15 protein-coding genes are annotated in these 12741 nt (G+C 40.7%); 13 read left to right on the top strand and 2 right to left on the bottom strand.

Annotated features, from left to right (window positions below; translation table 11 throughout):
- The first annotated feature begins 10 nt into the window (after positions 1-10).
- The 12 genes from HMPREF1048_RS12890 (at position 11) to HMPREF1048_RS10640 (ending at position 9818) form a co-directional block, all read left to right on the top strand.
- The gene (locus HMPREF1048_RS12890) at positions 11-184 is read left to right on the top strand and encodes a hypothetical protein (RefSeq protein WP_000576263.1); all 174 of its coding nucleotides are present in this window, start codon (positions 11-13) and stop codon (positions 182-184) included.
- A 131-nt stretch (positions 185-315) separates the two neighbouring features.
- On the top strand, positions 316-903 hold the full coding sequence (rpoE, locus tag HMPREF1048_RS10690; RefSeq protein WP_000418416.1) for a DNA-directed RNA polymerase subunit delta: 588 nt from the start codon (positions 316-318) through the stop codon (positions 901-903).
- A 236-nt stretch (positions 904-1139) separates the two neighbouring features.
- A complete protein-coding gene (locus HMPREF1048_RS10685; RefSeq protein WP_000105246.1) occupies positions 1140-2747 on the top strand; it encodes a CTP synthase in 1608 nt (535 codons plus the stop codon).
- A gap of 119 nt (positions 2748-2866) precedes the next feature.
- Positions 2867-3940, top strand: coding sequence for an N-acetylmuramoyl-L-alanine amidase family protein (locus tag HMPREF1048_RS10680; protein ID WP_000724452.1), 1074 nt, complete (start codon positions 2867-2869; stop codon positions 3938-3940).
- A gap of 249 nt (positions 3941-4189) precedes the next feature.
- Positions 4190-4489: a DUF4651 domain-containing protein gene (locus tag HMPREF1048_RS10675; protein WP_001013971.1), complete on the top strand. Its 300-nt coding sequence runs from the start codon at positions 4190-4192 to the stop codon at positions 4487-4489.
- On the top strand, positions 4486-4803 hold the full coding sequence (locus tag HMPREF1048_RS10670; protein ID WP_000615777.1) for a thioredoxin family protein: 318 nt from the start codon (positions 4486-4488) through the stop codon (positions 4801-4803). Before HMPREF1048_RS10675 ends, HMPREF1048_RS10670 begins: the two co-directional genes overlap by 4 nt.
- Before the next feature lie 15 nt (positions 4804-4818).
- Positions 4819-5445 carry a YtpR family tRNA-binding protein gene (ytpR, locus tag HMPREF1048_RS10665; protein ID WP_000578282.1) on the top strand — a complete coding sequence of 209 codons (627 nt, stop codon included), beginning with the start codon at positions 4819-4821 and terminating at the stop codon, positions 5443-5445.
- 41 nt (positions 5446-5486) lie between these two features.
- Complete coding sequence (locus HMPREF1048_RS10660; protein ID WP_001107785.1) at positions 5487-6248, top strand: SDR family NAD(P)-dependent oxidoreductase; 762 nt, start codon at positions 5487-5489, stop codon at positions 6246-6248.
- 77 nt (positions 6249-6325) lie between these two features.
- Complete coding sequence (locus HMPREF1048_RS10655; protein ID WP_000282465.1) at positions 6326-6721, top strand: single-stranded DNA-binding protein; 396 nt, start codon at positions 6326-6328, stop codon at positions 6719-6721.
- A 269-nt stretch (positions 6722-6990) separates the two neighbouring features.
- On the top strand, positions 6991-7275 hold the full coding sequence (gene groES / locus HMPREF1048_RS10650; RefSeq protein ID WP_000917341.1) for a co-chaperone GroES: 285 nt from the start codon (positions 6991-6993) through the stop codon (positions 7273-7275).
- Between the two features lie 15 nt (positions 7276-7290).
- Positions 7291-8913, top strand: a complete 1623-nt coding sequence (gene groL / locus HMPREF1048_RS10645) for a chaperonin GroEL (RefSeq protein WP_000031587.1) — start codon at positions 7291-7293, stop codon at positions 8911-8913.
- Positions 8914-9050: 137 nt separating this feature from the next.
- Complete coding sequence (locus HMPREF1048_RS10640; protein WP_000567577.1) at positions 9051-9818, top strand: epoxyqueuosine reductase QueH; 768 nt, start codon at positions 9051-9053, stop codon at positions 9816-9818.
- A gap of 70 nt (positions 9819-9888) precedes the next feature.
- Here the strand turns inward: HMPREF1048_RS10640 and ntdP are convergent, their stop codons facing one another.
- Both ntdP and recX read right to left on the bottom strand, forming a co-directional pair.
- The gene (gene ntdP / locus HMPREF1048_RS10635) at positions 9889-10422 is read right to left on the bottom strand and encodes a nucleoside tri-diphosphate phosphatase (protein WP_000775316.1); all 534 of its coding nucleotides are present in this window, start codon (positions 10420-10422) and stop codon (positions 9889-9891) included.
- A gap of 88 nt (positions 10423-10510) precedes the next feature.
- Positions 10511-11287, bottom strand: a complete 777-nt coding sequence (gene recX, locus HMPREF1048_RS10630) for a recombination regulator RecX (protein ID WP_000705080.1) — start codon at positions 11285-11287, stop codon at positions 10511-10513.
- A 37-nt stretch (positions 11288-11324) separates the two neighbouring features.
- On the opposite strand from recX, the gene rlmD reads away from it, so the two are divergent.
- Positions 11325-12692 carry a 23S rRNA (uracil(1939)-C(5))-methyltransferase RlmD gene (gene rlmD / locus HMPREF1048_RS10625; RefSeq protein WP_001050285.1) on the top strand — a complete coding sequence of 456 codons (1368 nt, stop codon included), beginning with the start codon at positions 11325-11327 and terminating at the stop codon, positions 12690-12692.
- Positions 12693-12741 lie beyond the last annotated feature (49 nt).

The raw sequence follows: 12741 nt of genomic DNA, 5'->3' as shown, positions 1-12741 counted from the left end.
ATTTCTATGTATGATTTTCATTTTGCAGGAACGAGAGGTATTGACAGGTCAACGACTCAATGAACTGGAAATCAACGGTATTCGTTTGACTAAGTTTAAAAATGGGGAAATCGGTATTGAATTTATCTGGATTGATACTGAAAATCCACCAAGCGACACCATCGGCTGGGTAGCAAAGAAATAAAAAGTCCTGCCACTTTCTCTCCCTTAACCTTTGACTATTCTGCAAAATTATCGTAAAATAAAGAGTAAATGATAAAATGAGGTCAGAGTCTGTTCACTCTGGCGATAGTAGTATAAATGAGGAGAAACGCTTTGGAATTAGAAGTATTTGCTGGGCAAGAAAAAAGTGAACTATCTATGATTGAGGTAGCGCGTGCTATCTTGGAACTTCGTGGTCGCGACCATGAGATGCATTTTAGCGATCTTGTAAACGAAATTCAAAACTACCTTGGAACATCAAACAGCGATATCCGTGAAGCCTTGCCTTTGTTCTACACAGAGTTGAACTTTGACGGTAGCTTCATCTCACTTGGAGACAACAAATGGGGTCTTCGTTCATGGTATGGTGTGGACGAAATTGACGAAGAAATCATCGCTCTTGAGGAAAGTGACGACGATGAAGTAGCACCAAAAGCTAAGAAAAAACGTGTCAATGCCTTCATGGATGGCGATTCAGATGCTATTGACTATAATGCGGATGATCCGGAAGACGAAGATGCATATGAAGCAGATCCAGCTCTTTCATACGATGATGAAAATCCAGATGATGAGAAAAACGAAGTGGAAGCTTACGACGCAGAAATCAACGAAATCGCCCCAGATGACTTGGGTGAAGACGTGGATCTTAACGAAGAAGACGACGAGTTTTCAGATGATGATACTGAAAACATCGAGGAATAAAAGTTAGCTATTGACAATTATCTTATTTTTAGGTATCATATTGTTCGGGCACCTCTTTTAGAGGTCGGGGCTCCCTAGTTCTTAGGGAGCTATTTTTGTTTTTTCAAGAAGTTATCTTCTTGTATTTTGGTTGTGAATCTGGTGCAGTCGTCCCAGATTATTCTTATTAGTAGGGTCTTGTTTTCTATGTCCCCTCGTAGTCAGCAAGACCTTGAGCATTTTAGAAAGAGGAATCTATGTCTACGAAATATATTTTTGTAACTGGTGGTGTGGTATCGTCTATTGGGAAAGGGATTGTCGCAGCAAGTCTGGGCCGTCTCTTGAAAAATCGTGGTCTCAAAGTAACTATTCAAAAGTTTGACCCTTATATCAATATTGATCCGGGAACCATGAGTCCTTACCAGCACGGGGAAGTTTTTGTGACAGATGACGGAGCTGAGACAGATTTGGACTTGGGTCACTATGAACGTTTCATCGATATCAATCTTAATAAATATTCCAACGTGACAACTGGTAAAATTTACAGTGAAGTTCTTCGTAAGGAACGCCGTGGAGAATACCTTGGGGCAACTGTTCAGGTTATTCCTCATATCACAGATGCTTTGAAAGAAAAAATCAAGCGTGCCGCTCTAACGACTGACTCTGATGTCATTATTACAGAGGTTGGTGGAACAGTAGGAGATATCGAGTCCTTGCCATTCTTAGAGGCCCTTCGTCAGATGAAGGCAGATGTGGGGGCGGATAATGTTATGTACATCCATACAACCTTACTTCCTTACCTCAAGGCTGCTGGTGAAATGAAGACCAAACCAACTCAACACTCTGTAAAAGAATTGCGTGGATTGGGAATCCAACCAAATATGTTGGTTATTCGTACAGAAGAGCCAGCTGGTCAAGGAATTAAAAACAAACTGGCCCAGTTCTGTGATGTGGCACCAGAAGCCGTTATCGAATCGTTGGATGTCGAACACCTTTACCAAATTCCATTGAACTTGCAGGCACAAGGTATGGACCAAATTGTCTGTGATCATTTGAAATTAGACGCACCAGTAGCAGATATGACAGAATGGTCAGCCATGGTGGACAAGGTCATGAATCTCAAGAAACAAGTCAAAATTTCCCTTGTCGGTAAGTATGTGGAGTTGCAAGATGCCTATATCTCAGTGGTCGAAGCCTTGAAACACTCTGGTTATGCTAATGATGCAGAAGTTAAAATCAATTGGATTAATGCCAATGATGTGACAGCAGAGAATGTGGCAGAGCTTTTGTCTGATGCGGACGGAATCATCGTACCAGGTGGTTTTGGCCAACGTGGTACTGAGGGGAAAATCCAAGCCATCCGCTATGCGCGTGAGAATGATGTTCCAATGTTGGGAGTCTGCTTGGGAATGCAGTTGACTTGTATCGAGTTTGCTCGTCACGTTTTGGGTCTTGAAGGTGCCAATTCTGCAGAGCTTGCACCAGAAACAAAATACCCTATCATTGATATCATGCGTGATCAGATTGACGTTGAGGATATGGGTGGAACCCTTCGCTTGGGACTTTATCCGTCTAAACTAAAACGTGGCTCTAAGGCAGCAGCTGCTTATCACAATCAAGAAGTGGTGCAACGCCGTCACCGTCACCGTTATGAGTTTAACAATGCCTTCCGTGAGCAGTTTGAGGCAGCAGGCTTTGTCTTTTCAGGAGTTTCTCCAGACAATCGTTTGGTAGAAATCGTGGAAATTCCTGAAAATAAATTCTTTGTAGCGTGTCAGTATCACCCTGAACTGTCAAGCCGTCCAAATCGTCCAGAAGAACTCTACACTGCCTTTGTGACTGCAGCGGTTGAGAACAGCAATTAGCAAAATCAGAACCTTTGAGAACAATCTCAGAGGTTTTTTACTAGCATATTTAGGATATGAGTTGCAAAATAAAAACATAGTGATATAATTAACATAAAAAATCCTAAGGAGGAACTACAATGAAAAAAATCACACTATTTAGTTTAGCTTTAGCAGGCCTAGCTTTGCTTGTTTCACCTCATTCAGGGCAGGCATTTGAGCTTAAAGAAGAATGGGTTGTTAAGTGTGGAGTACAGTATCAAGATGGCAAGATTCTTCGGTTTAACAATGGTCATGAAGTGGATATCAAAGTCTTGGATTTGCCAAAAACCGAGAAAATCGAGTGGACGGTTAGTCTTGATGGTCAAGATCAGACAGTCAATTTTCTAGGTCAAGAAAAGGACAAGTCTATGATTGGTATAGAAGGGCGTTACCTGAATTTCTATGTTCCATATGGCTATAGAGGAGATATCAAGGTCGAGGTCAAAAGCGGAAATGAAGTCAAGACCTGGTCAACGAAAGTTGTGGATGATATTCATAATGATAGTGGAAAGAGAGGTTACTATCGTATTGAAGAATCAAGTGATCAATACACCTACCTTGATACAAAATGGGACTATCAAACCAAGACTTACACTGCTACCTTACCAGAGACTGTCAATGGTCAAAAAGTATATGCTTGGGCAAATTATGATAATGACGAGTTGAAGCTTGAAAAACTAAAATCTATCAGTCATAAATATGATGGAGGATCTTTCAAAGAACTTTATCCGATTGTAAAAGCAGAAAGCTGGCTAAAATCAAATCAAAACTGGTACTATCAAAAACAAGGTCAATTAGTGCAGAAGGATTGGATTAAGGACAAGGGAACTTGGTACTTTATGAATGATGAAGGAGTTATGTTCAATCAAACTTGGCTTTATCAAGGTAACAACTGGTATGCCTTTAAATCATCAGGAGCCATGATTGCTAGTGACTGGATTTACGAACAAGGCAAGTGGTACTATTTATCAACTTCAGGAGCCATGAAAGCAAGCACTTGGGTTTATGACAAGGGAGAATGGTATTATGTAAGTTCTTCTGGTGCCATGTTAGCGAATGATTGGGTCAAAGACAATGGCAAGTGGTATTATCTAGCTTCATCAGGTAAGATGCTTCGCAATACCTACACACCTGATGGTTACTACGTTGGTAACTCAGGTGCCTGGCAATAAGAATAATACTCTTCGAAAATCTCTTCAAACCATGTCAGCTTCATCCACAACCTCAAAACAGTGTTTTGAGCTGACTTCGTCAGTTCTATCTACAACCTCAAAGTAGTGCTTTGAGCACCCTGCGGCTAGCTTCCTAGTTTGCTCTTTGATTTTCATTGAGTATAAGAAGTCCTTTTCCTTAAAGGAAGAGGCTTTTTACTTGCTTTTCTGCTGCTTCCTCATTTGTCCTAAAGCCTTTTTTGTGTTAAAATGAATGGTATGAAAGCTAAAAAAATGTGGATGGCAGGTCTGGCTCTGCTTGGTATTGGGAGTCTTGCCCTTGCTACGAAAAAAGTTGCAGATGACCGTAAGCTCATGAAGACTCAGGAAGAGTTGACAGCGATTGTACGAGACCATTTTTCAGACATGGGGGAAATTGCGACCCTCTATGTTCAAGTCTATGAAAGCAGTCTAGAGAGCTTGGTTGGTGGCGTCATTTTTGAGGATGGCCGTCATTATACCTTTGTCTATGAAAATGAAGACCTAGTCTATGAGGAGGAAGTCTTATGATACAACCAGCAAGTTTAGAAGAATTAGCATCTTTAGTGGAAAAAGATGGCAAGAAGGTCTTTCTTTTTGTAGCAGACTGGTGTGGCGATTGTCGTTATATCTATCCTGCCTTACCAGAAATTGAGGAGACCAATCCAGAGTTCACCTTTATTCGAGTGGACCGAGACCAGTATATGGATTTGGCCAAACTCTGGGATGTTTATGGAATCCCCAGCCTTGTTGTACTAGAAAAGGACAAGGAAATCGGCCGTTTTGTTAATCGCGACCGTAAAAGCAAGCAACAAATTAACGACTTTTTAGCAGGACTGAAATAGGAGAAAATAGAAACAATGATTTTTACATATAACAAAGAACATGTCGGCGATGTCCTTATGGTCATCGTGAAAAATAGTGGAGATGCCAAACTGGATGTGGAGCGTAAAGGCAAGGTAGCTCGTGTTTTCCTCAAAGATAATGGAGAAACAGTAGCTTGGAATATTTTTGAAGTTTCAAGTTTATTTGAAATTGCAGAGCGCGGTCAAGTATTTTTGTCAGATGCGCAAGTAGCACGTTTAAACCAAGAGTTGCAGGCAGAAGGTTTTGCAGAGGAAATTGTTAATGACAAGGAGCCTAAGTTTGTTGTTGGTGAGATTGTCGAGATGGTAGCCCATCCAGATAGTGACCACCTTAACATCTGCCAAGTTGCAGTCGCAAGTGACAAGACAGTGCAAATTGTTGCAGGAGCTCCCAATGCGCGTGTTGGATTGAAAACCATTGTAGCTCTTCCTGGAGCTATGATGCCAAAAGGAAATCTTATTTTCCCAGGCGAACTTCGTGGTGAAAAGAGTTTTGGCATGATGTGTAGTCCTCGTGAATTGCATCTGCCAAATGCTCCGCAAAAACGTGGTATTATTGAATTATCAGAAGACCAAGTTGTTGGAACTCCATTTGATCCAGCTAAACACTGGACTGCCTAAGAAGTTGTTAGTATCTGATAGACCAGCTAGAAGGAAATAAGATGGCAAAAAATGTAGTGATTACAGGAGCGACATCAGGAATTGGTGAAGCGATTGCGCGTGCTTATCTGGAGCAGGGTGAGAATGTCGTTCTAACCGGACGACGGACAGACAGACTAGAAGCCCTTAAGTCGGAGTTTGCAGAGACCTTCCCAAATCAAACCGTCTGGACCTTTCCACTAGATGTCACGGATATGACTATGGTAAAGACTGTCTGCTCCGATATTCTAGAAATGATAGGGCGGATTGATATCTTAGTCAACAACGCCGGACTGGCTCTAGGTTTAGCACCTTATCAGGACTATGAAGAGTTGGATATGTTGACCATGCTGGATACCAATGTCAAAGGTTTGATGGCAGTCACTCGCTCTTTCTTGCCAGCAATGGTAAAAGCCAATCAAGGACATATCATCAACATGGGGTCAACCGCAGGAATCTACGCTTATGCAGGTGCAGCAGTTTATTCAGCTACCAAGGCAGCGGTTAAGACCTTTTCAGATGGACTGCGAATTGATACCATCGCAACGGATATCAAGGTGACAACCATTCAGCCTGGAATTGTCGAAACAGATTTTTCGACGGTACGTTTTCATGGTGACAAAGAGCGGGCTGCGTCTGTTTACCAAGGAATCGAAGCCTTGCAAGCTCAGGATATTGCAGACACAGTAGTCTATGTGACCAGTCAACCTCGTCGTGTACAGATTACAGATATGACCATTATGGCCAATCAACAGGCGACAGGTTTCATGGTTCATAAAAACTAAAAAATTTTCTCGAAAAGTTACAAATTTCTGTAACTTTTTTTGATTTCCTACGAATAGATAAGTAGGAGGAAGAAAATATGTATAATAAAGTTATCATGATTGGGCGTTTGACGTCTACACCAGAATTGCACAAAACCAACAATGACAAGTCAGTAGCGCGAGCGACTATTGCAGTCAACCGTCGTTACAAAGACCAAAACGGGGAACGCGAAGCTGACTTTGTCAATATGGTTCTATGGGGCAGACTAGCAGAAAGTTTGGCAAGCTACGCAACTAAAGGTAGTCTTATCTCTGTGGATGGAGAACTTCGTACCCGTCGCTTTGAGAAAAATGGTCAAATGAATTATGTGACCGAAGTACTTGTCACAGGATTCCAACTCTTGGAAAGTCGTGCCCAACGTGCTATGCGTGAAAACAACGCAGGCCAAGACTTAGCAGACTTGGTCTTGGAAGAGGAAGAACTACCATTTTAATACTCTTCGAAAATCTCTTCAAACCACGTCAGGTTTATCCACAACTTCAAAGCAGTGCTTTGAGCAGTCTGCGACGAGCTTCCTAGTTTGGTCTTTGATTTTCATTGAGTATAAACATTGAAAAGTCTGAGTTGGTCTCAGGCTTTTTATCTTGCCAAAGTCAGACTTTTTTCTTGACTATTTCTGACCAAGTGATACAATAGAACTATGAATTAGCACTCAGGTATAAAGAGTGCTAATACTATCTATCTCATTATGGAGGAAATCAGATGTTGAAACCATTAGGAGACCGTGTGGTCTTAAAAGTAGAAGAAAAAGAACAAACTGTTGGAGGTTTTGTCCTCGCAGGTTCAGCCCAAGAAAAAACCAAAACAGCTCAAGTTGTGGCTACTGGACAAGGTGTTCGTACCTTAAACGGTGAATTGGTTGCTCCAAGTGTTAAAGCTGGAGACCGTGTCTTAGTTGAAGCTCACGCAGGTTTTGATGTCAAAGACGGCGATGAAAAGTACATCATCGTAGGCGAAGCTAACATCTTGGCAATCATTGAAGAATAGAAGGAGAAAGTAAGTATGTCAAAAGAAATTAAATTTTCATCTGATGCTCGTTCAGCTATGGTTCGTGGTGTCGATATCCTTGCAGACACTGTTAAAGTAACCTTGGGACCAAAAGGTCGTAACGTCGTTCTTGAAAAATCATTCGGTTCACCCTTGATTACCAATGACGGTGTAACTATTGCCAAAGAAATCGAATTGGAAGACCATTTTGAAAATATGGGTGCCAAATTGGTATCAGAAGTAGCTTCAAAAACTAACGATATCGCAGGTGACGGAACGACAACTGCAACTGTTTTGACCCAAGCAATCGTCCGCGAAGGAATCAAGAACGTCACTGCTGGAGCAAATCCAATCGGCATTCGTCGTGGGATTGAAACAGCAGTTGCTGCAGCAGTTGAAGCTTTGAAAAACAACGCCATCCCTGTTGCCAACAAAGAAGCTATCGCTCAGGTTGCTGCCGTCTCTTCTCGTTCCGAAAAAGTAGGCGAGTACATCTCTGAAGCTATGGAAAAAGTTGGCAAAGATGGAGTCATCACTATCGAAGAGTCACGTGGTATGGAAACAGAGCTTGAAGTTGTAGAAGGTATGCAGTTCGACCGTGGTTACCTTTCACAGTACATGGTGACAGATAGCGAAAAAATGGTGGCTAATCTTGAAAATCCATACATCTTGATTACCGACAAGAAGATTTCCAATATCCAAGAAATCTTGCCACTCCTAGAAAGCATTCTCCAAAGCAATCGTCCACTCTTAATTATTGCGGATGATGTTGATGGCGAAGCTCTTCCAACTCTTGTCTTGAACAAGATTCGTGGAACCTTCAACGTGGTAGCAGTCAAGGCGCCTGGTTTTGGTGACCGTCGTAAAGCTATGCTAGAAGATATCGCCATCTTAACAGGCGGAACAGTTATCACAGAAGACCTTGGCCTTGAGTTGAAAGACGCGACAATTGAAGCGCTTGGTCAAGCAGCTAGAGTAACTGTGGACAAAGATAGCACGGTTATCGTAGAAGGTGCTGGAAATCCTGAAGCGATTTCTCACCGTGTTGCGGTTATCAAGTCTCAAATCGAAACTACAACTTCTGAATTTGACCGTGAAAAATTGCAAGAACGCTTGGCAAAATTGTCAGGTGGTGTAGCGGTTATTAAGGTCGGAGCCGCAACTGAAACTGAGTTGAAAGAAATGAAACTCCGCATTGAAGATGCCCTCAACGCTACTCGTGCAGCTGTTGAAGAAGGAATCGTTGCAGGTGGTGGAACAGCCCTTGTAAATGTTATCCCAGCCGTGGCTGATTTGGAATTGATAGGAGACGAAGCAACAGGACGCAATATTGTTCTCCGTGCCTTGGAAGAACCTGTTCGTCAGATTGCACACAATGCAGGATTTGAAGGATCTATTGTTATCGATCGCTTGAAAAATGCTGAAGTTGGAACAGGCTTTAACGCAGCAACTGGCGAGTGGGTCAACATGATTGATCAAGGGATTATTGACCCAGTTAAAGTGAGTCGTTCAGCCTTACAAAATGCAGCATCTGTAGCCAGCTTGATTTTGACTACAGAAGCAGTCGTAGCTAATAAACCAGAACCAGTAGCCCCAGCTCCAGCAATGGATCCAAGCATGATGGGCGGTATGATGTAAGCTTTCTGTAGATAGCAACTTATAAAAAACACAAAAGGAGGGAATCCCTAACCCTCCTTTTTATGCTATTCACTTCTAAATAGATTTGAGCTCTCCTAACTTATATGATAAAATAAGACTAGAAAAAGGAGAAGAACATGATCGATGTAGAAGAAATTCTGAGCAAGATGAACCCTAATCAGAAGATTAATTATGACCGTGTCATGCAGAAGATGGTACAAGTATGGGAGAAAAATGAGCAACGGCCAACCATTCTCATGCATGTTTGCTGTGCCCCTTGCAGTACCTATACTCTAGAATATTTGACTAAGTATGCAGACGTGACCATTTATTTTGCCAATTCTAATATCCATCCCAAGGCAGAATACCACAAGCGGGCTTACGTCACCCAAAAATTTGTCAGTGATTTCAATGAGCGAACAGGAAATACGGTTCAGTACCTAGAAGCTCCCTATGAACCCAATGAATACCGGAAGTTAGTCAGAGGACTAGAGGAAGAGCCAGAAGGTGGCGACCGTTGTAAGGTTTGCTTTGACTACCGCCTGGATAAGACAGCACAAGTGGCTATGGACTTGGGTTTTGACTACTTTGGTTCAGCCTTGACCATCAGTCCTCATAAGAATTCTCAAACCATCAACAGCATCGGAATTGATGTGCAAAAAATTTATACAACCCACTATCTTCCAAGTGATTTCAAGAAAAATCAAGGCTACAAACGTTCAGTGGAGATATGTGAAGAGTATGATATCTATCGTCAATGTTATTGTGGATGCGTCTATGCAGCTCAATCCCAGAATATTGATCTGGTTCAAGTTAAGAAGGATGCCACAGCTTTCTTGCTGGATAAGGATGTTGAAAAAGACTATTCCCACATCAAATTTACTGTTACGAAATTAGATATATAGAAATCACCCCAGCTGAAAAGCTGGGTTTTTCAAATAAAAAAACCAGGGCTCTCACCCTAGTTTGACAACTTTACCGATTCTTTAGTTCTACATAGCGCTTGTACCAAATGTTTACATAGGCTTCTGAGAAAGGACCACGTCCATTATTAATCCAATCAACAAGAATTTTGACATGTTCTTTTAAAATATAGTCCAAGTCATCAGAATAATTCATTTTGCGTTTGTGACGCTCATACTCCTCAACGTCCAAGAGACGTTTTTCCCCATCTGTAAAAATTTTAACATCCAAATCGTAATCAATATACTTCAGAGCTTCTTCATCCAGATAGTAGGGGCTAGCCATATTGCAATAGTAGGAAATTCCATTATCACGAATCATGGCAATAATATTAAACCAATATTTCTTGTGAAAGTAAACAATAGCCGGTTCTCGAGTAACCCAACGACGACCATCACTTTCGGTAACAAGTGTATGATCGTTGACACCAATAATGGCGTTTTCTGTTGTTTTTAGTACCATGGTGTCCCGCCAAGTTCGGTGGAGACTGCCATCATGCTTATAACTTTGAATTGTAATAAAGTCGCCTTCTTTTGGAAGCTTCATAACTAACCAACTTTCTACAATTTATAAGTTTATCGTTTACTATTGTACCATAAAAATGCCTAAAATCTGTGAATTTTACACGAAAATATTAAAGATATTCTCTGAGAGCGCTTGCTATATCCGAAAAATCGTAGCCTTTTCGAGCTAAAACTTGAGTTAAACGCTGTTTAAGTTCGTATCCGTCATATTTTCGAGCATACTTAGCATATTGCTTATCAAGCTCCTTGAAGATGAGTTCCTGAGTCGTTTCTTGGTCAACTTGACTATCCAACTGGTCAAAGGCAGTTTTAGCATCCGAATAGGAAAACCCCTTGTTGGTCAGATTTTGTATAATCTTATCCTGCAAAGCACGAGCTGGAAGTTTTCTATCATATTTTTTTAATAGTTTATTAGCTACACGTTGAGCAACTTCCGAAAAATCAAATTCTTTCAGTATCTCTTCTATAGTGGATCTTGAAATCCCTTTTTGTGTTAGTTTCTGAGTCAGTACATAAGGCCCCTTGTCTCCTGAAAGTTGATTGGTATTGATGATAGCATAAGCGTACTGAGCATCATTAATCCACTTATCTTCTTTAAGATTAATAATGACTTGAGAAATGATGTTTTCATCAATATCGTATTTTTTCAGATATTCTCTGACTTCTTTTTCAGTGCGCGCTTTAAAGGATAGGTGGTAGAGGGCTAGATTCTTACCGTAAGAAAATTGGGCAAAGTCCTGAATCTCTTTCAATTCTTCTTCGCTTATCACTTTATCTCTTGATAACATAAAACGAACAATAGTATCTTCAGTAATGTAGCATTTGTCGTCATTATCAAGCTCCATCAGATAGAGTCTTTTTTTCTTTTCAAGTTTTGTGATTTTCATAGTTCTATTATAACTCAAAATGTGATAAGATAGGGGTATGAATCTGAAAGTGAAACAAAAAATACCATTAAAAATCAAGCGCATGGGAATTAATGGTGAGGGAATCGGCTTTTACCAAAAAACATTAGTCTTTGTGCCTGGTGCTCTCAAAGGAGAAGATATCTATTGTCAGATTACTTCTATTAAACGTAACTTTGTAGAGGCAAAATTACTGAAGGTTAACAAGAAGTCTAAATTTCGAGTTGTGCCAGCTTGTACTATTTATAATGAGTGCGGAGGCTGCCAAATCATGCACCTGCATTATGATAAGCAGCTGGAGTTCAAGACGGACTTGCTTTATCAAGCGCTGAAAAAATTTGCTCCTACAGGATATGAAAATTATGAAATCCGCCCGACGATTGGTATGCAGGAACCAAAGTACTACCGTGCTAAGTTACAATTTCAGACTCGAAAATTTAAGAATCAGGTTAAGGCGGGCTTATATGCACAAAACTCTCACTATTTAGTAGAGTTGAAAGACTGCCTGGTACAAGACAAGGAAACCCAAGTGATTGCTAATCGTCTAGCAGAATTACTTACTTATCACCAGATTCCAATTACGGATGAGAGAAAAGTTCTAGGTGTTAGGACTATTATGGTCCGACGAGCAAGAAAGACTGGACAGGTTCAGATTATTATTGTTACAAACCGCCAGCTTAATTTAACCCAACTGGTAAAAGACTTAGTTAAAGATTTTCCGGAAATTGTGACAGTCGCTGTGAATACAAATACAGCTAAAACAAGTGAGATATATGGTGAAAAGACAGAAATCATCTGGGGACAAGAGAGTATTCAAGAAGGTGTTCTTGATTATGAATTTTCACTATCCCCTCGAGCATTCTATCAACTAAATCCTGAACAAACAGAAGTCCTTTATAGCGAGGCGGTAAAAGCGCTGGATGTAAATAAAGAAGACCATTTGATTGACGCTTATTGTGGAGTTGGAACGATTGGATTTGCCTTTGCAAAGAAAGTAAAAACACTCAGAGGTATGGATATTATTCCAGAAGCTATTGAAGATGCCAAGCGAAATGCTAAAAGAATGGGATTTGACAATACTCATTATGAAGCTGGAACAGCAGAAGAGATTATTCCTCGTTGGTACAAGGAAGGATACCGAGCAGATGCTTTGATTGTAGATCCACCGCGTACAGGTCTGGATGATAAGTTATTAGACACTATTCTTACCTATGTACCAGAAAAAATGGTTTATATTTCTTGTAATGTTTCGACCTTGGCTCGTGATTTGGTGCGCTTAGTAGAAGTCTATGATCTACATTATATCCAGTCGGTCGATATGTTCCCACATACAGCTCGAACTGAGGCTGTTGTAAAATTAATTAAAAAAATTAGAAAAAGTAGTTGACAAGTCTAAAAAAGGCTGTATAATAGTAAGAGTTGAAAATAACAGCTCA

This window comes from Streptococcus mitis SK575 (genome assembly GCF_000257865.1).
In the GTDB taxonomy this organism is placed as follows: Bacteria; Bacillota; Bacilli; order Lactobacillales; family Streptococcaceae; genus Streptococcus; species Streptococcus mitis_CQ.
Note: the sequence above shows the minus strand (reverse complement) of the source record. Positions and strands in the feature narration are given on the sequence as shown.